This window comes from Hoeflea sp. CAU 1731 (assembly GCF_039888615.1).
In the GTDB taxonomy this organism is placed as follows: domain Bacteria; phylum Pseudomonadota; class Alphaproteobacteria; order Rhizobiales; family Rhizobiaceae; genus Flavimaribacter.
The window spans coordinates 78,082-101,619 of record NZ_JBDQQS010000019.1 but is presented as its reverse complement, the minus strand read 5'-3'; the positions used below and the strand labels follow the sequence as shown (position 1 = coordinate 101,619).

Genomic DNA, 23,538 nt, shown 5'->3' with positions numbered 1-23,538 from the left:
TCCTTCTCATGTTAATTGCAAGGCCCGGACGCTAGCGCGCAATAGCCCGTTTCGTCATTTTCTTCTGCAGAAATTCCTCGAGAGCGCCCGGCCCGCCTTCGCGGCCGATCCCGCTGGCCTTGACGCCGCCGAAGGGCGTGTCGGCGCCGGCCAGCGCCAGATTGTTGACGCCGACCATGCCGGTGTCGAGTCCATCGGCGGCCTGTTCGGCCAAGGCCTGGTCGTTGCACAGGATGTAACCGCCGAGCCCGTATTCGACGTCATTGGCCATGGCGACGACATCGTCTGTGTCGCCGAACGCCACGACGGGCGCGATCGGCGCGAAAGGCTCCTCCTTCATGATCCGACTGGAAGGCGCGACATTGGAGAGAACCGTGGGCTCGAAAAAGAAGCCGGTGTTCCGGTCGCCGGGCCTGCCGCCGCCGCAATGCAGGATCGCGCCCTGGTCGAGAGCGTCCTTGACCAGATCTTCCGCCGCATCGAGCCGCGACCGGTTGACGAGCGGACCCATCGTCGTTTCGCTGTCGGTTCCAGGACCGAGTTTCAGGGATTTTGCAAATGCGACGAGCTCTCCGGTGAATTCATCCGCGATGCGCTCGTGCACGAAAAAGCGGCTCGGCGAGACGCACGCCTGACCGGCGTTACGAAATTTGACCGCCCCCGCCAGGGAAGCAGCCACTTTCGGCGAGAAATCGGGATAGACGATGACGGGCGCGTGTCCGCCGAGCTCCAGCGTCATGCGTTTCAGCGACGCGGCCGCCATCGGCGCCAGCAGTTTGCCGACCCGCGTCGAGCCGGTAAAGGACATGGCCTTTACCTGCGGCGCGGCAAGCCAGTGCCGGGAGACTTCAGACGGCTCGCCGAACACCATGTTGAGCGCGCCTGGCGGCAGTCCCGCGTCGTGCAGCGCCTGGACAATCAGCATTGCGATGCCGGGCGCCTCCTCGGAGGGCTTGAGAACCACCGTGCATCCGGCGGCCAGGGCGTAGGCGACCTTGGCGGCGATCTGGAGCGCCGGAAAATTCCACGGCGTGAAGGTCGCGACCACGCCGACGGGAAGATGTTCCACGGTAGTGATCGTTCCAGCCGGGCGCGCCGGCACGATCTGGCCCGTCAGGCGGATCGCCTCTTCGGCTGCCCAGTCGAAGTGATCGGCGGCCATGCCGATTTCACGCACCGCTTCCGCGATCGGCTTGCCCTGTTCGAGGCTGAAAATCGCCGCGTGGGCCGACGCGTTCTCACGCAGAAGCCGAGCGGTTGTCTTCAGAAGCGCGGCCCTGTCCCAGGCGTGACTCCGGCGCCATGTTTCGAATGCGCGTGACGCTGCCTGCACGGCCTTTTCAAGATCCGCCTCGCGGGCAAGCGGAATGCGTCCGATCACATCTTCGCTGGCGGGGTCGACCACGTCGAGAGGCCGCGCATCATCCGGAAACTCCCATTTTCCGTCCAGATAAAAGCCGCACGCGGCGTAGAGCTGCTGATTGGGCGTTGAGGGTTCGATTCGGTTCATGAAGATAGCCTTTTGTTCTTGACGTGATCGCTGATCTTTTCCGCCATCATGATGGTTGTCAGATTTGTGTTGGCGCTGACGATGGACGGCATCGCCGAGGCGTCCACGACCCGCAGCGCATCGACGCCGATGACGCGGCAATCGCTGTCCAGCACCGCGCCGGGGTCTTCGCGCGCGCCCATTCTGCAGGTTCCGCAGGCGTGCCATCCGTGGGTGACGTTGCCGCGAATCCAGTCGACAAGCCGGTTTTCGTTTGAAATCAGCGCAGAGAGATCGCCTTGGGGCGCGATGATATGGTCCGTGACGAACCGTCTGGAAAAGGCGTTAGAATCGATCAACGCCGCGCCGACGCCGGCGAGCAGCCTGTTCATCGGCGTGGATTTTCCGAGCCGGCGTTCGCGATCCGTGTAACTCGCCGCGAACGGCGCCGGAGCCACCGCGCGCAACGCTTCGTGGCGATACAGTTCGGCGATGAACTTCACGGCGCCCACCAGCCTGGCCATGTCGCGCTGGTCGTCGAGGAGATTCAGGTCGACGATCGGTTCCCCGTGCGGGTTCCGGCTGTCGAGCCTGGCGGAGCCGCGCGAATAGGATTTGTTCACCCAGGCGATCAGCGCGGCGTATTGCTTGCCAATGCTGTGCCATGCGACCTGATTGGCGCAAAGCAGGTACATGTCCCCTTCCGAGCATCCGTACAATCCGGAACTGTAGCGCGCTCCCAGCAACAGGTGCCTGCGCATTTGGGCTGACAATCGCGCCGAAGGGACGATGTACGAGGCTATACCAACGGTCGGATGGTCCTGCAGATTGGCGCCGACGCCCGGCCGGTTCAAGCGGGCCTCCAGTCCCGCGTTGGACAGCATGCTTGCCTCTCCGACGCCGGATCGCATCAAAAGCGTCGGTGTGTGCAAGGCGCCGCAGCAAAGGAAGACCTCCTCCGCCGTATGCGTGACGGAGACGTGGTCAAGCCGCGCGACGACGCCCGTCGCCCGACCGCCGTCGATTTCTATCCGCTCGGCGTGCGCATTGCACTTGATGGACAGGTTGGGTCGGCTTCGGACCCCGGAATCCAGATAAGCCGCGGCGACCGACACGCGCTCATCGCCGCGGTTGTTGATCGGCATAGGGTAGACGCCGTTCTCCGAACCGTCATTGTGATCTTTCCTGTAGGCAAATCCGGCATCTTCGATGGCGCGGCAGGCGGCTTCAGAAAAACCCGGCCATTCGGTGCGCGGAATGCGGCGCACCGGAAGCCTGCCTTCCGATCCATGGCCGGCCCCGGTCATGTCCAGATCGCGCTCCAGCTTCCTGAAATACGGAGCGACGTCGTCCCATGCCCAGCCAAGCGCGCCAAGGGATTTCCAGTCGTCGAAATCCGAAGGGAGCGCCCGGATGGCCATCATGCCGTTTATGCTGGAACTACCGCCCATGATGCGGCCCTGTTCATAGGCCTTGGTTTCGGCAGCTTCGCCGAGCACGCCGTTCGCCACCTTCAATCCCGGCCAGTGGTAGGCGGCGTTGTAATAGGCGTGGTGCGGATAGCTGTCGAGAATGTCAGCCGGCACTTCGCCGGGCTTCGTGTCCGGACCGGCTTCGAGCAGCAAAACCCTCTTCGTGTGATCTTCCGACAGCCGGTTCGCCAGAACGCAACCGGCGGATCCCGCGCCGACGACGATGTAGTCGAAATGATCGCCTTTTGCCGCAGGGGCGGCGGGAGGGGTCGTGTTGCGATCCGGCATCCGGACAGCGCTCCAAAATATGTGTTCACTATGCGAACAAATGTTCGTACAATGAACACTATGATTCTTCTCATGGAGTTGTCAACATTGCAGTCGCAAAAACGCCGGCCGGGTGATTACGATCGATTTTTCGTGTAACTGGACGTCGCTCCCGAATCCTGTCGGGGCGATTGGCGACGCTGCGCGACGATGAACGACAGGCGTAGTTTGTTGGATGGAGGCATCAGAATGGCGGAACCAAAGCAGGACCAGAAGGAATGGGTGCGCTCTCTGGAGCGCGGCCTTCATATTCTCGAGGCGTTCGATGGCGGACCGAACGGTTTGACGCTGTCCGAAGCCGCAAGGCGCACGGGACTTTCGCGCGCGACCGCCCGCCGGCTCCTGCATACGCTGACGGGAATGGGTTACCTGAAGTCCGACGGCAACCTCTTCGTTCTACAGCCGCGAATCCTCACGCTCAGCCATGCTTTCCTGTCTTCCGTTGCGGTCACAGACCTGATGATGCCGCACATGGAGCAGGTCATCGAGGGTTCGCTGCATGTCTCGTCGTCAGCCTCCGTGCTCGACGACACGGACGTCATTTTCGTGTGCGGCGTGCCGGCGAAGGGCTTCGTCCGCACGTCCATGACCGTTGGGCTTCAGTTTCCCGCGCCGCTGACTGCGACCGGCCGCGCAATGATGGCGCAGATGCCCGTCGAGGAGATGGAGGACATTCTGGAACGCAGCGCGCTCACGCAATTGACGCCAAGGACGATCACCGACCGAAAGCAGCTTCACGACATCGTCACGGAAGCGACGAAAAAAGGCTATGCGACTAATGACGGCGGCCTCGACCTGACGATCAAGAGCGTCGCGGTGCCCGTTTTCAGCCGCGACAACCATTGCTTCGCCTCGATCAGTATCAGCTGCCACAACATGGATATCGAACTCGACGAACTGGTCGAGCAATTCCTGCCACGTCTCAGAGCAGCGGCCAACAGCATCTCAAGAAGCTACCCGACGTCGGTAATGACGACGAAAACCAAGGCGGTATGACTGGGCGCCGCGCCGCCCTACTTGATCCCCGCCCGTAGGAAGGCCTGAACGAACTGTCGCTGGAAGACCAGGAACAGGATCAACAGCGGCGCGATCACCATGATCGTCGCAGCGGAAATCACTGATATGTCCACGCCGTTCTCCGGCGCTGCGAAGATCGACAGACCCACCGTCAAAGGCCGCGTCGTGTCCGAGTTCGTCACGATCAGCGGCCACAGGAAATTGTTCCAGTGGGTGGCGATCGAGACCAGCGCATAGGCGAGATAGGTCGACCGGGCGGCCGGCACGTAGACACGCCAAAGCACGCCCAGCGTGCTGCAGCCCTCCACCCGGGCCGCCTCGTCCAGTTCTTTCGGGACGGATTTGAAGGTCTGGCGCATCAGAAAAATGCCGAAGGCTGACGCCATGTAAGGCGCGCCAATGCCGAGAATGCTGTCCAGCAGGCCCAGTTGTGCGGCGACCGCGTAGTTCTCGACGATCAACACCTCCGGCAGGATAAAAAGCTGCAAGAGCACGAGCACGAAGAGCACGTCCTTGCCGGGTATCTCGATTTGCGCAAAGGCGAAACCCGCTAGGGTACAGAGAAAAAACTGCCCGGCCAGCACGCTGGTGACCAGCAGGAAAGTATTTAGGAAATAGCGCAGCCACGGCGCGCCGTCCCAGGCGGTCCGGAGATTGTCCAGCGTCCAGGGCGCGGCAAGGTTGAAGTTGATCGCATCGGTCGGTGCGTGGAACGCCGCCCACACGGCGAACACCAGCGGCGAGATCCAGACAATCGCCACGACCAGCGCCAACGCCGCCTCGGCATGTCTTGCTATCCAGCTCATTGATAGTGAATCCTTCTGTCGAGCAGCCGAAACTGCAGCGCCGCGACAACGCCGAGCACGATCAGCACGACGACGGTCATCGCCGCTGCGGCGGGCGCGTCGAAGAAAGCGAAGGCGCTCTCCCAGATGTAGTAGAGGATCAGCTTGGTGCTGTTCGAAGGCCCTCCTTTCGTCAGTATGAAGAGATGGTCGATCAGCTTGACCGAATTTATCAGCGCGTTGACCAGCACGAAGAGCGTGGTCGGCATCAGGAGCGGCAGCACCACGCGGCGCGTGTATGTCCAGCGGCTCGCGCCCTCGATTTCGGCCGCCTCGCGAAGGTCTTCGGGAATGGTCTGGAGCGCGGCGAGGTAGAAGATCATGAAGAAACCGGATTCCTTCCAGATGGTCACGGCGCAGACCGCCCACAGGGCCGTTTCCGGTTGGCCGAGCCAGTTCACCGATGGCGCTCCGAACAAAGACAGTATCTGGTCGAGCACGCCGAAACCGGGCGTGTAGAAAAACAGCCAGAGGTTCGCCGCCGCGATCATCGGCAATACCGTCGGCGTAAAATAGGCGGAACGCACGAAACTGCGCGCCGGAATCTTCGAATTCGCCCAGAGCGCCATGACAAGCGCGATTGCGATCGATACAGGGATCGTCACCGCGGCGTAGAGAATATTGTTGAGCGCCACCTCGCGAAACGTCGGATCCTCGAACAGCCGCGCATAGTTCTCCAGTCCGACGAATTCCGACGGGTTGCGGCGTTTCCCGCGGCTGAACAGGCTCGTCCAGACGGTGGCGATAGAGGGATAGAAGGCGAACGCCGTCAGCATCACCAGCGTGGGCGTCAGCAGAAGCCAGCCGTGGATCGCTCGGCGGCGGCGTTCGGAGTGATAAAAATCGGCAGCGTTGGCGGTCATGGTGATTGGTCGGACGCGCCGGGCTTGCCGGCGCGTCCTCGTTCGATCAGCGATAGTTGGACAGCAGGCGGTCGGCCGACTGCTGCGCCTCGCCGAGCGCTTCAGCAGCGGTTTTTTCGCCGGTCAACGTCGCCTGGATCGCGTTGTTGAGGCCTTCACGCACGCGAGCTGTCTCGAAGGTCGAGAATTCCGCAACGGCGTGTTCGAGCTGGTCTCGCGCAACGAGCGCCGGCGGGAACTCCGCCGTATAGGCCTTCAGCGCTTCCGTTTCGTAAGCCGCCGGAGAAACGCCCATATAGCCTGTCGCGATCGACCATTTGGCGGCCTGTTCGGGAGACGTCATGAATTTGATCAATTCCAGAGCCGCCTTGCGTTCCTCTTCAGAAGCGTCCTTGAAGATGTAGAAATTGCCGCCGCCGGTCGGCGAGCCAAGGCGTTCGTTGCCTGGCAGCATGGCGACGCCAAAATCGAATTCGGCGTTGTCCTTGACCGCCGTCAGATTGCCGGTCGAATGCCACATCATCGCCGTCTTGCCTTCAAGGAAGGCCTGACGCAGGGTGCCCCATTCCACGGTTCCTTGCGGCATGACGCCGTGCTCGGTCGAAAGCGACTTCCAGAAGTCCAGCGTCTCGACAACTTTCTCGTCGTCGAAATTGGTCGTCAGACCATCATCCGACATCAGTTCCTTGCCGTTCTGGATCGCCAGCGCCTGGAACATCCAGTAGGGGTAACCGGTGGACGGGATCATCAGGCCATAGTGCTCGTCATTGGTCAACGCCTTGCCGGCTTCAACCAGTTCGTCCCAGTTGCTGGGCGGATTTTCCGGGTCGAGGCCGGCCTCTCGGAACATGTCCTTGTTGTAGTAGGCGACGATGGTCGAGCGCTGGAACGGAACGCCCCAGGTCTGTCCCTCGACGGTTCCATTAGCCATCAGCGCCGGATAGAAGCCGTCCAACCAGGCCTTTTCCTCATCGCTTGCAACCACGTCGTCGAATGGCGCGATCAGGTCCTGCTCGATCAGGTCATAGGAGTCGATGGAGAACATGACGGCCAGCTGCGCCGGATCCCCGGATTTCAGCGCCGCGAGCGCCTTGATGCGGGTATCGTCGTAATTGCCGGCGTAGATTGCTTCCACGGAGATGTCCGGGTTCTGCTCTTCGAACTCGGCGACGATCCCGTCAACAACCGCGGTCAGCGGCCCGCCGACGGCGATCGGGTAGTACATGGTAAGTTCGGTCTCTGCCTGGGCCGGATTGACAATTGCAGTGCTCGCGGCGAGCATTGCCGCGGCAGTGGTGTAGCGAAGCATGGTCTCTTCCTTTCAGTCGGTCACAGATTGTGGATGATGTGCCGTGTGGCTATCACGGGGCTCCGTTTGGCGATGGCTCGCCCCGCAATTCTGCTGCGGGTCCTTTTTGTTTCGCCCGGTGTGGGCGTCAAAAAGGACCCGGAATTTTCCTGGTAGCGTCAATCCGATGCTCTGACCCGGGCGCCAGTCGGAATACCCTGAGGCGGAGACGATCAGGCCGCGGGCCGCGTCGTGATCGACAACGACATGCGTCTCCGCTCCCAGATATTCGACCTCGCGGACAAGCCCGGTCAGGTCAGCCTGTCCTGCTGCTGCAACGGACAGGTGTTCGGGCCGTACGCCGATCCACGTATCAGGCGCGCCCAGCGCCGCGCCGTCGACCATGGCCATGGGCGGCTCGCCCACGAACTCCGCTGCGAATATGGTTTCCGGTTCTGAGTAGAGTGCCTGCGGCGAACCGATCTGCTCCACCCTTCCCTCGCGCATCAGCACGATCGTGTTCGAAAGCGACATCGCTTCGGTCTGGTCATGCGTGACGTAAATCACCGTCAGTCCAAGCCGGCGTTGCAGAGCCTTGATATCCCGGCGCACGGAGTGACGCAGCTTCGCGTCCAGGTTCGACAGCGGTTCGTCCATCAGGCACAGCGGATGTCCGGAGACCACCGCGCGGGCCAGCGCCACGCGTTGTCGCTGGCCGCCGGATAGCTGCGAGGGTTTGCGCCGCTCCAGCCCCTCCAGTCCGAGCATCGCGGTCGCCTCGGCCAGTTTGGCCTCCCGCTCGCGCGCCGGCGTCCGGCGCACCCGCATGCCAAACAGTACGTTCTCGCGAACGGTCAGGTGCGGGAACAGCGCATAGGACTGGAAGACCATTGACAATCCGCGCTTCGAGGCCTGCACGTGGGCCTCGTCGCGGCCGGACATATGCACCGTCCCGCTCTGCGGCGTCTCCAGCCCGGCGATAATGCGCAGCAAGGTCGACTTGCCACACCCGGAAGGGCCGAGAATCGATACGAATTCGCCTTCGCCCACCTCAAGCGAAACATCGGCAACGCCGCCGCGACCGTCCCATTGGCGGGTCACGTTGCGCAGCGCGACATAGGGAGCGCCCTGCATGTCAGGCCTCCGCCATCGCGGCTACAACCAGCCGATCGGCGATCGGGTCCAGCAGCGCCGCGTAGGGTTCGTCGGGGCGCGCATCAATAACGACGCTGTCGGCGTCGCCGAGTGTTCCTCCGGCTGCGGCGGCGCGGCGACCGAACTTGCTCTTGTCCGCGACAAGAACCGATTTACGGCTGTTCGCCCTTATCTGCTCGCGGACGCTCACTTCGGTCGAATGGAAATCGAACAGACCGCCTGCCTTGTCGACGCCGCCCACGCCATAAACGCCGAAATCGGCCTCATGCGACCCAAACAGCTCCATCGACGCCTCGTTGAGGAAGTCACCGTCAGGAAGCCGCATTTCGCCGCCCGGCAGAAATATCCGGTTCGTCGTGTTCTCGGAGAGCGCCATGGCGGCGTTCAGATTGTTGGTGACGACGGTGAGCGCTTCCTTGCGCGACAGGGTGCGCGCGATAATGGCCGGCGTGCTGCCGATCGATATGAACACCGTCGCTCCGTCGAAAACCATGTCGGCGACCGCCTCGGCGATGGCGCGCTTGGCGTCGTAGTTCAGCACGGAGCGAGCGCCGTAAGGCATGTTCGCTGTGCCGTCCATGAACTCGGCCCCGCCGTGCAGGCGCCGCAGTTTGGCTTCCTCGCAGAGCGCGTTCAGGTCGCGGCGAATCGTGTGGGCGGACACGCCAAGCTCGCCGGCCAGCCCGTCCACCGTAACCCGACCGTGCCGCTGCGCCGCCGCGAGAATTGCCGACCGCCTGTCCATGCGTCCTCCACTGTTTTGCTCATATGAGCAAACCTTCGTGACAGCCGGTTGACAGAAACGGCGCTGTCATGTGGAGGAAGCGTCAGAGCATCGACGACCGCTGGCGATCACCGCACCAGGCTGACGCCGCGAATGCCCGCCAGTCGTAAAGCGAGCTGGGTGATGATGAGGAACGCGACGACTGTCGCCATGATGCACACGGCGAAGGCCGCGGCCTGGTTCAGCGCGCCGCGGTCGTCGAGATAGAGCACCGAGACGGCGGCGAGCTGCGTCGACGGCGTTATCAGGAAGATCACCGCCGACAGCGTCACCATGGCGCGCATGAAGAAGAACACGCCGACCGCCAGCACCGTCGGCCAGATCATCGGCAGCGTCACCCGCCACACCGTTCGAAGCTTCGTCGCGCCCAGCGTCGCGGACGCCTCGTCGAAGGTCGAACTGATCTGCTTGATGTTCGTCGTCGCCAGCAGGAATCCCTGTGCGTGGTAGTGATAGACGTTGCACAGCGCGATGATGAGGATCGTGTCGTAGATCCAGTAGACGGGCTGACCCGGGGTATTGAAGGCGAGGATGTAACCAAGCCCCAGCACCATGCCCGGCACCGCTGCGGGAAGGATCGCCATGAAGTACAATACGCGGCTCGCCCGCATCGGAAAGGCGTGGTTGACGTAGGCGGCCCCCGTAACGAAGAAGACCGACAAAAAGGCTGTCAGAAGCGCCACATAGATGCTCGTCCACAGCGGCTGGATGCCGTTCTGCACGTCGAACTGGTAATGGCGCAGCGAGAAGCTGAGATTGTACGGCCAAAGCCTGACGAAGCTGGCATAGATGACGATCGCGACCAGCGACAGGATCGCCAGCGCCACGATCACCGAATAGACGAACCAGGCGGCGTCGCGCGCGCGGTTCGGCTGCACCACCAGGGGGATCGACTGCGAGGTGAGCGAGGCGAACTGCCGTCGCGCGATCCATTTTTCCCCTATCACGGCGAGTGCGGCCGGCAGCAGCAGCAACACGCCGATGACGGCGCCCATGGAGAAGTTCGCCTGCCCCGACACCTGATTGTATATCTCGACCGCCAGAACCGAGTAGTTGCCGCCGATGACGACCGCGTTGCCGAAATCTGTGATCACGATTGTGAAAACGACGAAAGCGGCCGACGCGAGGCCGTACCGCGTCGCCGGCAGCGTCACTGTTCTGAATATCCTCCACGCGCCTGCGCCCAGGCTGTCCGCCGATTCGTAAAGCCGCGCATCGGCAACCGCAAGCGCCGTCGACAGGATCAGGAAGGCGTGCGGAAAGGCGTATACCAGGTCAGAAATGAAGATGCCCCAGAATCCGTATATGTCGATCTCGGTGCCGAAGGTGCGATTGACGAACCCGTTGCGGCCGAGAAGGAACTGCAGGCCCAACGCCTGCACCAGAGAAGGCGAGAAAATAGGAAGCAGCGCGACGATCCTCAGCACGTTCCTGAAGGGCATCGTGGTGCGCTGGACCGCATAGGCGAACCCGTAAGCGAGCGCCAGTGCGGCCAGCGTCACGCTGATCCCGACTTCGAACGTGTTGCCGACGATCGTCACGAAACGCGCATCGGCGAAGTAATGGATAAAATTGCCGAAGCCGATGCTGCCGTCCGGTGTGACAAAGGAGTTCTTCAGGATCGCCCAGAGCGGGATCAGCACAAATGTGACGAGCAGCAGAATGGTCGCCATCACCGTGGCGACGCCGAACACACGGTCCGATTCCAGCAGGCGGGACGTCCGGGAAACCGTCATGGCGACGATGCGGCGAGCCGCCTGACACGGTCGTCGGGCAGATCGAAGGTCACCGTGTCGCCAACCTGCATGCGTCTGCGCCGGCCATGCACCTCGATTTCGAGATCTTGCCCGCCCGCCTCGACGCCGAGCCGCATGGTGTTGCCCAGGAAAGCAACGTTGCGCACGGTTCCGCTATGCGCACCGCCGTCGGTGACGATCACATGCTCGGGCCTGATCGCAAGCACCGTTTCCCCGGCTGTCGTATCAAGTCCGGCGCAAAGATCGGGCGAGCTCAACATGTTGATGCGGCCGATGAATTCGCCGACAAAGCGCGTCGCCGGATCCCAGTAGAGCTCTTCCGCGCTGCCGACCTGCTCGATGCGACCGTGATTGAGCGCCACGATCCGGTCGGCCATCTCCATCGCCTCGTCCTGGTCGTGGGTGACCATGATCGTGGTAATGCCAAGACGTTTCTGCAGTTCGCTAATTTCGCCGCGCAGCGATTCACGCACCTTGGCGTCGAGCGCCGACAAGGGTTCGTCGAGAAGCAGCACGGCGGGTTCAGGCGCCAAAGCGCGCGCCAGCGCGACCCGTTGCTGCATACCGCCGGACAGCTCGTGCGGATATTTGCCGGCGTCGTTGCTCAGATGCACGAGATCAAGCATCTCGGCCACACGAGCCTCGATTTTCGCCTCCTGCCATTTTCTGCATTCCAGACCGTAGGCAACGTTCTTCGCCACCGTCATGTTGGGAAACAGCGAATAGGACTGGAAAACGACGCCGAAATTGCGCTTGCGCGCCGGCAGGCCTGCAAGGTCGGTTCCTTCGAGCAGCACTTCGCCTTCGTCCAGCATCTCCAGGCCGGCGATCAGGCGCAAAAGGGTCGTCTTGCCGCACCCTGACGGGCCGAGAAAGCAGACAAATTCACCCTCGGTGAGATCGAGATCGACGTGATCCACCGCCACCAGAGAGACGAAGCGTTTGGTGACGCCACGTAAACTCAGAAACATGCAAGGCCTCAAAGGAAAAGCGGGGAAGCTTTGCCTCCCCGCGCGTCTACTCAGTTTTCGTACCGCTTCTGCCATTCGGCGATAATGCGGTCGCGATTTTCTGCGGCCCAACCGTAGTCGACTTCAAACAGCACGGTGGAGATGTCGTCGGGAAGCCCGGCGTCGGTAAACTTCTCTGGCATGTCGCGACCCTGCATCGTCACGATCGACTTCCACTTGTTGTACTCGGCCTCGGCGCCCTTGGAGACGGTCCAGTCGAGGAATTTCTTGGCGTCTTCCTTGTTCTGCGATGTTTTCATCAGCGCGTTGGCTTCCAGTTCGTGCCCGGCGCCCTCGCTCGGGATCACCATCGTGATCGGATAGCCTTCGTCGATGTTCTTGATGGCGCGCAGCGCGAACGAGATGCCGATGGTGTTCTCGCCGGCGCTCGCCGCGTTGCAGGGCTTGGAGCCAGACTTGATGTACTGGTCCATATTCTTGTCGAGCGCGTCGAGATAGGCCCAGCCCTCTTCCTCGCCCATCATCTGGAGGATTGAGGCGATGTGCAGATAGCCGGTGCCGGAGCTCGCCGGGTTCGGCATCACCAGCTTGCCCTCATATTCGGGCTTGGTGAGATCCTGCCACGAAGTGGGCGTCGTCAGGCCGTCCTTCGCCATCTCTTCGTTGTTGACGCAGAATGCGCCCATATACCCGGTGGTGGCGAACCAGTTGCCGTCCTTGTCGCGGAAGCGCGCCGGCACCTTGTCGATATCGGCCGGCGAATAGGGCTCGATCATTTCGACGATGCGCGGGTCGACCATTGACGTCGCCGCCCACCCCCAGATGACGTCGTGTTTCGGATTGCCGGCCTCGGCCAGCATGCGGGCCCTGAGGTCGCCCGTCGACAGACGCAGCACGTCCACATCGACGTCCGGCAGGTCCGCCTTCATTGCCTCGAGAAACGCCGCCAGTTCGTCTTCTTCATAGGAAGTATAGACAGTAATGTTGCCAGCCTGGGATATTCCCGGAACTGCGGCGACAAGCGTCGCGCCGATAAACACGCCGGCCGCCAACCGACCGATGCTTGTGCGTACTGTGTTTGAGATTCTGCTTTTGGCCATGGAAAGTTCTCCCGTTCGAGGCTGGTTCCCGTTGTTACTGTTTTGTCATATTTCTGTCACAAACGACTTATCCGAATTGGGGCAGCGGTTCAAGATGACCAGAAGAGATGCTTCTTGCGCCATCAACGAATCCGGTTCCATCGCAAGGTCTACGCAGCTTTGCATTTTCAGCTCAGAAAGGAGCGCGCCAATCCGTCGTCCACGGATCGCCGCTTAAAAAACTCAGGAAATGCGGCGTTGTCGCTCAGAGCCGCGATCTGGACTGTTGCGGGATGTCCAAAGCGCCGGCCAAGTGCGGCGCTTCGACCCGGCGCTATCAGAGTGCGCCTTCGTCGCCCAGGAACATGAGCGACGCGCCCCGTCCGTCATTCGCCACCAGGCAGCGCCAGGGCGCGCCATTGGCGCCGACCCGCATGTAGACGGCGCTGTTCGCCTCGGAAAACTCGGATCCGACCACCTGCACGGCTCCGTCCGTCTGCGCATCCAGCGCATCACGGCAGGCGCTGACCGCCACGTTGCTCACCGAGGCGTCCATTGTTGTGACAAACGGAGGCCCGGACGGCGACGCCTGCATGGTTCCGCCGCCGCTGCCGGAAGTTTCACTGCAGCCCACCAATGCCGCAAGAGCAACGGCGCCTGTTATAATTCTGATGATATGAGGCATATTTCCCTATCCCTATCATTTTCGTCAGTAAAACCATGATTAACCGACAGAATAATTAGTCTTAACAGCAAATTCTGAAATAAAAAAAGTACAACAGGCTTTAATGTTTAACATAAACAATAATTACATCATCAAAATTCAAACAGGCGGCTTCGGTTTCTTATAAACAGCATCACACCCTTTCTCTCAAGTCACTCCTCCGCGATCTCGATCATCATGTCATTCAAAGCCGTCAGTGCATAAAAACGCAACGGCGGCCAAAGCCGCCGCCGAGCATTTCGCAACCTGGCTTCAGCCGGTCGGGATCAGACGCCGCCATTGACTTCGGCGACGGCACGATGATGCATGGCGGGCCAGTTCTTCTCCGCCTTGGCCAGCGTTCCGGCCTTGTCTTCCTTGTATTTTGCGAAGGCGACCGCGTTCAGAAAGACATAGAGCTTGCCGTCGACGATGTCGGCGTAGCGCGGCGCGGCGTCCAGCTTCTTGCCGATGGCGACGCCGAAGGCGCAGAAACCGCCATATTGCGGCATGTAGCGCTCGGGATTCGTCTGGAACTGGTTCATCGTCTCTTCGGAAGCGAAGTAATAGGCCACGCCGTCGCGCTCGACAGTGTATTTTGCATGGCCGGCCGCAACCTCCAGACCAGTCGCCAGGGCGACCACGTCGTCGCCCCGCAACGCGACGCCTGCGCCGCTCAGCGTAGTGCCCGTCGAGACATTGTATTCGTCCGCAGCGAAGGCCGGCGCGCCGGTCGATACGAAAGTCGCGAACGCCGCTGCCGTGATGATGTTTCTGATCGTGTTCATTGCATTTTCCTTTCATGACGCGTCTTCATCGACGCAGGGTTGAGCCTCCTCTTAGCGTTTGCGGGAGGCGACCGCCTGGTTCAGCGGATTCTTTGATGCGACGTGACGCCGCCGTGTTTTGTTCAGGGCGCCGTCGCCGCGATTTGCGCCAATCTGGCTTCGAGTTCCGCAATCCGCGCATCGCGCTGTGCGATCGCCTCGGCCGCAGCAGCGGCGTCCACGATCACGGGTATGTGCGCGGGACAGTTGATGTCCCAGGTCGTCACCTCGAAAAGGATGGCGCGCTCCGCCCGGCCGCCCGTCTCGGGCCGCAGGAGGGCGACCAGATCCGGATCGTCTTCGACAACCCGGGCCGCACCCCAGAACTTCACGCGGCTGCGGGTGGCGTAATCGATCAGGAACAGGAATGCCGCCGGGTTCTCCGACAGGTTCCCGATCGTTATGTACTGCCGGTTCCCGGCGAGGTCGGCGAAGCCGATCGTCCGCTCGTCAAGCACGCGCATGAAACCGGGCGACCCACCGCGATGCTGGATATATGGCTGGCCTTCCCGGCTTGCGGTGCCGAGAAACGCGCTGTTTCGCTGAGCAATAAAATCGATGATCTCAGGAGTCAGCCGATTGGGCCAGTGACGCCTCTCCGTCATTCGCTTTATTGACTCGCGGGAGCCGCGCGCCGACTGCTCCTTTCGGACGGCTTCCGAAAAGGCAATGTCTTCCGGGTGTGACCTGTCCATTGTTCAAAGCCCCAGTTCCGAGAGCGACGGATAGTCGTCGGGCCGGCGACCCTGCGGCCAGTGAAACAGGCGGTCGCTTTCGGCGATCGGTCGGTCGTTGATGCTGGCGTGGCGCTCGGTCATCAGGCCATCGGCGTCGAACGCCCAGTTTTCGTTGCCATAGGCGCGAAACCAGCGGCCCTCTGCATCCTGCCATTCATAGGCGAACCGGACGCCGATGCGCTCACTTTCAAACGCCCATAATTCCTTGATCAGACGGTAATCCTGTTCATGCGTCCATTTACGTGTGAGAAACGCGACGATCTCGTCCCGCCCGGTGATGAACTCGTCCCGGTTACGCCAGCGGCTCGTCGGGCTGTAGGCCTGTGCGATCCTTTCGGGGTCTCGGCTGTTCCAGGCGTCTTCGGCCAGGCGCACCTTTTCCAGGGCGGTCTCGCATGTGAAAGGCGGAAGTGGCGGGCGCATGGCGTGCCTCCTTTTTGTAACGCTCGCCATGACGATAGAAGCTTCCATAATTGTTCGGAAGATAGTAATATTGGCAATCACCCTTCCAGAAAGTGAGAGCCCTTGACTGATCGCCTTCAAGCCATGTCGATCCTTTCCGCGGTCGTGGACGCCGGTTCGATTTCAGCCGGAGCGCGATCCCTTCGCTTGCCGCTCGCCACCGTCAGCCGCAAGGTGGCGGAACTCGAAACGGAACTTGGAGCGGAATTGCTGCTGCGTTCGGCGCGCGGGCTAACGCTCACAGACACCGGCGCAGCCTATCTGGAGGCGGCGCGGCGGATCCTCGAGGACGTCGCCGAAGCCGAACGCATCGCCACCGGCGAGTTCAGCAAGCCAAAGGGTACGCTCGCGCTGACTGCTCCGATCGTGTTCGGGCGCCTGCACGTCCTGCCGGTCGTGGCCAACTTCCTCAAGGCTCATCCCGAGGTGGACGTCCGGCTGGAACAGACCGACCGCCCCGTCAGCCTGCACGAGGAGAATTTCGATCTTGCAGTCCGGATAGGTTCGCTTCCCGACAGCAGCCTCATGGCGCGTCGGCTGGGCTTTGTGCGGCAGGTCGTCTGCGCAAGCCCAGACTATTTCGAGCGCAACGGAACGCCCGAACATCCCCGGGACCTGAACGATCACGATTGCATCACATTCGGCAATCTGATGTCGCCGAAGTCATGGCGTTTCGGCGAGGGCCGCGAAGCGATTGCAGTGGCTATCCGCTCACGACTGGTCGTCAATACGGCGGAAGCAGCCATCGCCGCCGCCGAGGCCAGTCTCGGGGTAACGCGGGTTCTTTCATATCAGATCGCCGACGCGGTGCAGCATGGACGCCTGGTCAGGATACTCACGTCGTTCGAACCCGAACCGTGGCCGGTCAGTTTTATCTACCCACCACGTAGCCTGGCGCCTCAGAAACTGCGCGCCTTCCTCAGTTTCGCATCACCGAGGATCTCCGACGTACTGAACCGCTGAGATCAACCGCCCTCGCCCTTCATCCGCGTCGCGACATGCGATGAAGCCTCCAGCGTGCGGTGCACTGGACACTTGCCCGCGATCTCGATCAACTTCACCGGGCAGTTCCGTACCCGGCATCCGGCCGGCTGACTCAGAAAGCCGCGACCAGCCTTGCGTTGAAGCCGTTGGCAATGGCGCCGTGGCCAAACTGGCCCTGATAGGATGCACCGATGGTGAAATTGTCTGAAGCCTCGATGTCGATCCCCGCTTCAACGACAGCCGCATCTTCGGCGATCGGCGCTCCGGTGATGGAGAACGGTGCGCTGCCGGCAATGGTGGAGGTGGAGGCCGGGTCAACGTCGCCGAAGGCATGCCGCCAGCCCACCATACCGCGAAGTGTCGCCATCCTTGCGACTTCGGCCGACATACGCAGACCCAGCGTCGCAAAGGTGGTGCTGGTCGCCTGCGACGGAGAGGATAGCGCCGCGATGCCTCCGGTCTCGGAAAACGCATCCGTCTGCAGGTCGATGTAGGAAACCCCGGCAAACGGCTCCACCGAAAACCCTTCCATCCGCGCCTTGTAGCCGGCTTCGGCGAAGAGTTGCAGCGAACGCGCGTCGTAGTCGGCTTCCAGCATCTCCGTCGCCGGATTGGTGACGTATCGGCTGCTGTCGATCGAGTGCCAGGTATAGAGCGCGCCGAGGCTCAAGCCTGCCCTGCCGTTGTCCGCCCCGCCATAGACGCCGAGCGTATAGCTGTTGGCGTCCGCCTCCGAGGCCAGCGCCTCGATTGAGGTATTGGTGCGGCTGTAGCCTCCGAGAAGGCCGAGACGGCCATAATCGCCCAACCGGTGGTCGATACCGGCCATCACGCCATAGAGGTCGTTGTCGAACTCATGGGTGTTGCCGGTAGCGTCGGTCGTCATCCAGTCCCCGTAGCCGGTCAGCCAGAAACCGCCGGCTGGATCCACGGTCTCGCCATAGGCGGCAATCGACGTGCCGGCTTCAGATGCATCGAAGGCGTCGTGGATGCGGTCGTTGACGGCTCTGACCGCCTGCTGGCCGTTCTCGATCAGCGCGCCCTTGAGCGAGGCATGGATTTCACCATAAAGCTGGTCGAAGGCGTCGATGGCGGTCTCGTCATCCCTGATGAAGATGATTGTTTCCCTGAGCGGGTTGTCGAAGGGAAGCCCGTCGAGCGCCCCGGCGATATGCATCTGGTTCGGCGTGACCGCCGCATCGACGAAATCGTAATTCTGTTCGAGCGCAAGAAGGATCGCGTTCGGGTCGTAATACAGGATGGCGTCCAGAAACAGGAAATCCTCCGTCACCGTGTCGAAAGTCCCCGTCACGCCGCCGGAGGCGGTGACGATCGTGTATTCGGTTAGTTTCGGATAGGTGCTCCCGTCGTCCGTACCGTTTTCCGGCTGGATGGCAAGCGTCGTCCCTGTCTGGATCGTGTAGCTTCCCGTGACATCCAGGAGATCGCCATTGCCGAGATTATCGACCTCGACAACGAAGGTCGAGCCGGTTTCCTGGGTCACGTCGCCGACCACGTTCAAGGCGCCGATGGAGCTTCCCGGAGCCAGAACGCCGCCATTGCCGATGGTAACCATGCCCTTGATCTGACCGGAACCGCCGAGCGCACCGCCATCCAGCACATCGACTGCTCCCCCGAGCATATTCTCCACGGCAAGGGCGCCGCCATCGACGGTCGTCGTTCCGCCGAAGCCGCTGCCGTCGCCGGTCAGCCGGGTATAGCCGGCATGGTGTTCGATCGAGGCCGAACCGCCGCCCGAGACGATGTCGGCGGCGAATGCGTAGTCGCCGGTCATATCCGTGTGGTTGAAGATGAGCGTGCCCGGCCCGTCGCCGAAGGTCAGTTTCGGCGTATCGAGTGTGCCGGGTGCGACGGCGGTCTCTCCGGCGGCAGCGCCGATCGCCAGCGTACCCGTGGCGAGAGAACTGTCAGCGATCACGACCCCCGTCGCACCGACGAGGCCGCCATCCGCGATCGTCAGCGAGCCGGTGCCGTACCAGCCGACAAGCAGTTCGCCGTCGACCTCCCAGGACGAGTTCTCACCGGTCACCGTGACCGTCCCGTGCGTGTTGATGCCGCCGATCCTGCTGTCGGTGCCTTTGACCGAACCGCCATCGGCGATGTCGAGCGTGCCAGTACCGTAAAAGCCGACGAACAGATCTCCGGTCTCCCAGACCGAATTCTCGCCGGTCACAGTCGCCATTCCGGTGGAACCGGGATATCCGGCAATCGTGCCGGAGCCGCTGCTGACCATGCCTCCGTTCTCGACAATCAGCGTGCCGGTTCCTTCATGGGCAATCGAGAGATCGCCCGTCACTTCCCAGGTCGATCCCGCCCCGGTGACGATCACCGTGCCGTCAGAGCCCGCGCCATCGCCGATGGTTCCGCTCTGGATATGAAGCACGCCGCCGCCGGAAACGCTCAGTACGGATGCACTGCCGCCGGTGTTGCCGACCCAGATATTCGAAGCGGGCAAATTCGTATTGGTCGTCACCGAAGTAATGACCGGTGAGAAGGGCGGATCCGCCTCGGCATGGTCGATATGGATGTCACTGCCGTTCGTCGGGGCCGTACCGCCGGACCAGTTGTCCGTGTCGTCCCAGTCGGTTGACTCGTTCCCCTCCCAGTCGGCTGCCAACACGGCTGCCGGGAAGGGGAAAGCCGATAACACGAGAGCGAGCGCCAACGCTCGCAACCGCAGCGATTTGCTGCCAGTTCCCATCGCCAGACCCCCGTTGACCCGCGCGCCCGCTGATCCAGCGTATGACCCGCGCAGCCCTCAATACTGAAGCTGACCGCGAAAACCGGAGAAAGTCACGCGCGGAAGTCGAATTTTAGTTTTATTAAGGATCTGATAATTAACTTGTGTTGCAAAAAGGCAACAAAAGAATAACATGCCATATAACTATAATTTTACTCTAACCGGTTCACATCAATAGAAAATTCTATGCTTGCGAACTGCTGTTCTCTGCTGTGGTGAACCGTTTCCGGTTCGCAGATTGACTGCGGAGGGAAACCGACATGAACCTCCGTCCCCGCACTCACTCCGTGTCTTTTTTCACCCGCGTCGCGATGTGAGACGTGGATTCCAGTGTCCGGTGCACCGGACATTTGCCCGCAATCTCGATCATCTTGTCGTGCAGCGAAGCCGGAATATCCGGTTCGATGGAGATCACCCGCTCGAAGCGGTCGATCTTGCCGCCGTTTTCGCGCTGCTGCAGCGTGCAATCCTCGCAATCCTTCGCATGCATCTTTTTGTGCGACACGTCGACGATGATGCGGCCAAGGTCGAGCTTCTTGTGGTCGGCGTACATGCGCAACGTCATGGACGTGCAGGCGCCCAGCGCCGCCGAAAGGTAGTCGTAGGGCGACGGGCCGCTGTCCATGCCGCCCACGGATTCCGGTTCGTCGGCAAACAGCCGGTGCTTTCCGGCGTGCACCGTGTTCTGGAACTTGCCTTCCCCGGTCTCGCTCACCCGCACCGCCTCGATTTCCTCCAGGCCCTGGGGCGCGTCTTCGGGAAGATAGCGCGACGCCCAGGCCGAGATCATCGTCGCGACGAAAGCGGCGTCCTCCTCCTTGCTGATCAGGTGATCGGCATGGTCCAGGGACACGAAGCTCTTCGGGTGTTTCGCAGCGGTGAAGATCTTCGTGGCGTTGTCGATGCCGACAATGTTGTCGAGCGGCGAATGCAGGATCAGCAGCGGCTTCTTCATGGCGGCAATGCGCCGGCTGATTTCCACCTCTCTTGCGTCTTCCACGAACTGCTTCTGTATGACAAACCGGCGTCCGCCAAGCGTCACTTGCGCCTCGCCCCGCTTCTCGATTTCAGCGAGGTCCGCGCCGAAATTCTTCAGGACATGCGCGGCGTCCGCCGGCGCGCCGATGGTCGCGACCGCGCGCGCCTCCGGCGTATCGCCGGCGACGGCCAGCATCGCCGCTCCGCCAAGCGAGTGTCCGATCAGCAGTGACGGCGCCTGGTAATTTTCACGCAGAAAATCCACCGCCGAGCGCAGATCGGCGATATTGGTGGAAAAATTGGTCGACGCGAATTCGCCGCCGCTTGCGCCAAGACCGGTGAAATCGAACCTCAGCACGGCGATACCCAACCGGGCAAGTTCGGCCGCGATCCGGCGCGCGGCGACGAAATCCTTCGTGCAGGTAAAGCAATGGGCGAACAGCGCATAGGCCCGAACCTCGCCATCCGGCGTATCAAGTCTCGCCGCCAGGCGCGCGCCTGAGTGGCCGTCAAACTCGATCTTCACGGATTTCGACGCCATGTTTGACTCCCTGTCCTGTCATGAATGGGGTTACTCGCCTTAGCCTGCGTCGAGCAGCCGGTCGAGTTCGCGTTTCTCGTCGTCGGAAAGAAGCGCGCCGGAGGCTGTCGCAGCGCGCCTGCGGATCGAGGCGAACAGCCAGATCAGTCCGATCGTCAGCAATATCGCCGGGGTCGACCACAGCGCGATCGTCTGCATCGTGAGCCGGGGCTTCAAAAGCACGAACTCGCCATAGCGCGACACGACGTAGTCAATCACTTCCTCGTCGCTGTCGCCCTCCACCAGGCGCTGGCGCACGAGCACCCGCAGATCATGGGCGAGTTCCGCGTCGGAATCGTCGATCGACTGGTTCTGGCAGACGAGGCAGCGCAGTCCAGCGGAAATCGCACGCGCGCGCTGTTCGAGCGCTGGATCGTCGAGCATTTCGTCGGGTGTGACGGCAATCGCCTGTCCGGCGGCTGCAATCAGCAGTATCAAAGCGAGCAGCGCCTGTCGGACAAGCGTTGTCATTCCGCTGGCTCCGGACTTGCTGCGGGCCTTGCCGCGCGCCGTCGGGCCGGCGCTCCGATCCGCAGTCGCCGGTCAAGCAACGATACGCAGCCGCCGATCGACATGATCACCGCACCGAACCATATGAAGGTGATCCACGATTTCCACCACACCCGCACGACCACAGTTCCGTCCTCGCCCTCGTCGCCAAGAGACACGTAAAGCTGACTGAAGCCGCGCGTCATGATGCCAGCTTCCGTGGTCGGCATGCGCCGCGCTGTATAAAGCCGCTTCGCCGATGTGATGTCGCCAATCGCGCGCCCGTCCTTCGTGACCGAGAAGCGCCCCTGCAATTCGGTGAAATTGGGGCCGACGGCCGGCTGCAACCCGTCGAAAGCGAGCTCGTAGCCCGCGGCTTCGATCACGTCGCCCGGCTTCATGCGGGTGACGAGTTCGGTGGAAAACACCGTGGAGGCGACGACGCCGATCACCGTTACGCCAACGCCGAAATGCGCCAGCGCCGTGCCGAAGGCGGAGCGCGGCAGCCCGACGAGGCGGCGCAGGAAGACAGACGGCGACGCCCGACCGAATCCCGCGCGAAGAGCGAGGTCGGTCAGGCTTCCGGCAATCAGCCAGACGCCCAGCGCGACGCCGAATGCGGCGAGAACCGGCGCGCCGGTTGTAAACCAGAGCACGGCCAGAGCGGTGACGAGCGCCAGGCCCGCCGCGAGATAGAGGCGCTGCGTGACCGCCCACAGGTCGCCGCGCTTCCAGGCAAGCAGCGGACCAAAGGGCACGATGAACAGCAGCGGAACCATCAGCGGGCTGAAGGTCAGGTTGAAGAACGGCGCGCCGACGGAAATCTTCGAGCCGGTCAACGATTCCAGCACCAGCGGATAAAGCGTCCCGGTCAGAACCGTCGCCGTCGCCGTCGTCAGGAACAGATTGTTGAGAACCAGCGCGCCCTCGCGCGAGATCGGCGCGAACAACCCCCCTTGCGAAAGCGTTCCGGCGCGCAGCGCAAACAGCGTCAGCGCGCCGCCGACAAAGATCGCCAGAATACACAGGATGAAAATGCCGCGCTGCGGGTCTGTGGCGAAGGAATGCACCGATGTCAGCACGCCCGAGCGCACGAGGAAAGTGCCGAGCAGCGACAGCGAAAAGGTCAGGATTGCAAGCAGGATCGTCCAGATCTTCAAAGCCTCGCGCTTTTCCATAACCAGCGCCGAATGCAGCAGTGCAGTGCCCGCGAGCCAGGGCATGAAGGAGGCGTTCTCCACCGGATCCCAGAACCACCAGCCACCCCAGCCAAGCTCGTAATAGGCCCAGTAGGAGCCCATGGCGATGCCGGCGGTCAGCGCAGTCCAGGCGGCCAGCGTCCACGGCCGCACCCATCGCGCCCAGGCTGCGTCGATGCGACCGTTGATCAGCGCCGCGACAGCGAAGGAAAAGCTGATCGAGAAGCCGACATAGCCGAGATAAAGCAGCGGCGGATGGATTGCGAGGCCCGGATCCTGAAGGATGGGGTTGAGGTCCTGCCCTTCCGCCGGCGCTGGCGCGAGCCGCAGAAACGGGTTTGACGTCATCAGGATGAACAGCAGGAACGCCGTCACGATCCAGGCCTGAACGGCGAGCACCGTGGCCTTGAGTTCTGCCGGCAGGTTGCGTCCGAAACCGGCGACCAGCGCGCTGAACAGCACCAGGATCAGAACCCACAAGAGCATCGAGCCCTCGTGATTGCCCCAGACGCCGGAGAACTTGTAGATCAGCGGCTTCAACGAATGCGAGTTTTCCCAGACGTTTGCGACCGAAAAGTCGGACGTCAGATAGGACCAGGTCAATACGCAGAAGGAAAACAGCACCAGCGCAAGCGTCGCCGTCGTCGCGACCGACGCCATCGCCATCAGGCCCTCGTCGGATCGGCGCACGCCGATGATCGGGGCTACCGACTGCAGAAGCGCCGCCGCCAGAGCCAGAACGAGGGCGTAATGTCCAAGTTCAATGATCAC

At 61.9% G+C, this 23,538-nt stretch carries 20 protein-coding genes; 2 read left to right on the top strand and 18 right to left on the bottom strand.

Annotated features, from left to right (window positions below; genetic code table 11):
* Positions 1-31: 31 nt before the first annotated feature.
* Both AAFN47_RS23865 and AAFN47_RS23860 read right to left on the bottom strand, forming a co-directional pair.
* A complete protein-coding gene (locus AAFN47_RS23865; protein ID WP_499811778.1) occupies positions 32-1,510 on the bottom strand; it encodes an NAD-dependent succinate-semialdehyde dehydrogenase in 1,479 nt (492 codons plus the stop codon).
* Positions 1,507-3,249: a GMC family oxidoreductase gene (locus tag AAFN47_RS23860; RefSeq protein ID WP_499811777.1), complete on the bottom strand. Its 1,743-nt coding sequence runs from the start codon at positions 3,247-3,249 to the stop codon at positions 1,507-1,509. The genes AAFN47_RS23865 and AAFN47_RS23860 overlap by 4 nt, the downstream gene beginning before the upstream one ends.
* A 228-nt stretch (positions 3,250-3,477) precedes the next feature.
* Here AAFN47_RS23860 and AAFN47_RS23855 point away from each other — a divergent pair, with 228 nt between their 5' ends.
* A complete protein-coding gene (locus tag AAFN47_RS23855; RefSeq protein WP_499811776.1) occupies positions 3,478-4,284 on the top strand; it encodes an IclR family transcriptional regulator domain-containing protein in 807 nt (268 codons plus the stop codon).
* 17 nt (positions 4,285-4,301) lie between these two features.
* On the opposite strand, the gene AAFN47_RS23850 is transcribed toward AAFN47_RS23855, so the two are convergent.
* The 12 genes from AAFN47_RS23850 to AAFN47_RS23795 all read right to left on the bottom strand — a co-directional run bounded on the left by AAFN47_RS23850 (position 4,302) and on the right by AAFN47_RS23795 (position 15,737).
* Positions 4,302-5,111, bottom strand: a complete 810-nt coding sequence (locus tag AAFN47_RS23850; protein WP_499811775.1) for a carbohydrate ABC transporter permease — start codon at positions 5,109-5,111, stop codon at positions 4,302-4,304.
* Positions 5,108-6,013, bottom strand: a complete 906-nt coding sequence (locus AAFN47_RS23845; RefSeq protein ID WP_499811774.1) for a carbohydrate ABC transporter permease — start codon at positions 6,011-6,013, stop codon at positions 5,108-5,110. Before AAFN47_RS23845 ends, AAFN47_RS23850 begins: the two co-directional genes overlap by 4 nt.
* 46 nt (positions 6,014-6,059) lie before the next feature.
* On the bottom strand, positions 6,060-7,322 hold the full coding sequence (locus AAFN47_RS23840; protein WP_499811773.1) for an ABC transporter substrate-binding protein: 1,263 nt from the start codon (positions 7,320-7,322) through the stop codon (positions 6,060-6,062).
* Between the two features lie 12 nt (positions 7,323-7,334).
* Complete coding sequence (locus tag AAFN47_RS23835; RefSeq protein WP_499811772.1) at positions 7,335-8,435, bottom strand: ABC transporter ATP-binding protein; 1,101 nt, start codon at positions 8,433-8,435, stop codon at positions 7,335-7,337.
* A 1-nt stretch (position 8,436) separates the two neighbouring features.
* Positions 8,437-9,201 carry a DeoR/GlpR family DNA-binding transcription regulator gene (locus AAFN47_RS23830; protein ID WP_499811771.1) on the bottom strand — a complete coding sequence of 255 codons (765 nt, stop codon included), beginning with the start codon at positions 9,199-9,201 and terminating at the stop codon, positions 8,437-8,439.
* Between the two features lie 107 nt (positions 9,202-9,308).
* Positions 9,309-10,976, bottom strand: a complete 1,668-nt coding sequence (locus AAFN47_RS23825) for an ABC transporter permease subunit (RefSeq protein WP_499811770.1) — start codon at positions 10,974-10,976, stop codon at positions 9,309-9,311.
* The gene (locus AAFN47_RS23820) at positions 10,973-11,968 is read right to left on the bottom strand and encodes an ABC transporter ATP-binding protein (protein ID WP_499811769.1); all 996 of its coding nucleotides are present in this window, start codon (positions 11,966-11,968) and stop codon (positions 10,973-10,975) included. The genes AAFN47_RS23825 and AAFN47_RS23820 overlap by 4 nt, the downstream gene beginning before the upstream one ends.
* Positions 11,969-12,018: 50 nt before the next feature.
* Positions 12,019-13,068, bottom strand: coding sequence for an ABC transporter substrate-binding protein (locus tag AAFN47_RS23815; RefSeq protein ID WP_499811768.1), 1,050 nt, complete (start codon positions 13,066-13,068; stop codon positions 12,019-12,021).
* 316 nt (positions 13,069-13,384) lie between these two features.
* A complete protein-coding gene (locus AAFN47_RS23810; RefSeq protein WP_499811767.1) occupies positions 13,385-13,732 on the bottom strand; it encodes a hypothetical protein in 348 nt (115 codons plus the stop codon).
* A 305-nt stretch (positions 13,733-14,037) separates the two neighbouring features.
* On the bottom strand, positions 14,038-14,538 hold the full coding sequence (locus AAFN47_RS23805; RefSeq protein ID WP_499811766.1) for a YHS domain-containing (seleno)protein: 501 nt from the start codon (positions 14,536-14,538) through the stop codon (positions 14,038-14,040).
* A 122-nt stretch (positions 14,539-14,660) separates the two neighbouring features.
* Positions 14,661-15,272 (bottom strand): pyridoxamine 5'-phosphate oxidase family protein, encoded by a 612-nt coding sequence (locus AAFN47_RS23800; protein WP_499811765.1) that lies wholly within the window; start codon positions 15,270-15,272, stop codon positions 14,661-14,663.
* Positions 15,273-15,275: 3 nt separating this feature from the next.
* Entirely contained in the window at positions 15,276-15,737 is a 462-nt protein-coding gene (locus tag AAFN47_RS23795; protein ID WP_499811764.1) for a nuclear transport factor 2 family protein, read from the bottom strand.
* A 123-nt stretch (positions 15,738-15,860) separates the two neighbouring features.
* Here AAFN47_RS23795 and AAFN47_RS23790 point away from each other — a divergent pair, with 123 nt between their 5' ends.
* Complete coding sequence (locus AAFN47_RS23790) at positions 15,861-16,739, top strand: LysR family transcriptional regulator (RefSeq protein WP_499811791.1); 879 nt, start codon at positions 15,861-15,863, stop codon at positions 16,737-16,739.
* 133 nt (positions 16,740-16,872) lie between these two features.
* Here the strand turns inward: AAFN47_RS23790 and AAFN47_RS23785 are convergent, their stop codons facing one another.
* The 4 genes from AAFN47_RS23785 to AAFN47_RS23770 all read right to left on the bottom strand — a co-directional run bounded on the left by AAFN47_RS23785 (position 16,873) and on the right by AAFN47_RS23770 (position 23,538).
* Positions 16,873-19,482: an autotransporter outer membrane beta-barrel domain-containing protein gene (locus AAFN47_RS23785; RefSeq protein WP_499811763.1), complete on the bottom strand. Its 2,610-nt coding sequence runs from the start codon at positions 19,480-19,482 to the stop codon at positions 16,873-16,875.
* A 319-nt stretch (positions 19,483-19,801) separates the two neighbouring features.
* Positions 19,802-21,040, bottom strand: coding sequence for a bifunctional alpha/beta hydrolase/OsmC family protein (locus AAFN47_RS23780; RefSeq protein ID WP_499811762.1), 1,239 nt, complete (start codon positions 21,038-21,040; stop codon positions 19,802-19,804).
* A 39-nt stretch (positions 21,041-21,079) separates the two neighbouring features.
* A complete protein-coding gene (locus tag AAFN47_RS23775; protein ID WP_499811761.1) occupies positions 21,080-21,550 on the bottom strand; it encodes a cytochrome c-type biogenesis protein in 471 nt (156 codons plus the stop codon).
* Entirely contained in the window at positions 21,547-23,538 is a 1,992-nt protein-coding gene (locus AAFN47_RS23770; RefSeq protein ID WP_499811760.1) for a heme lyase CcmF/NrfE family subunit, read from the bottom strand. Before AAFN47_RS23770 ends, AAFN47_RS23775 begins: the two co-directional genes overlap by 4 nt.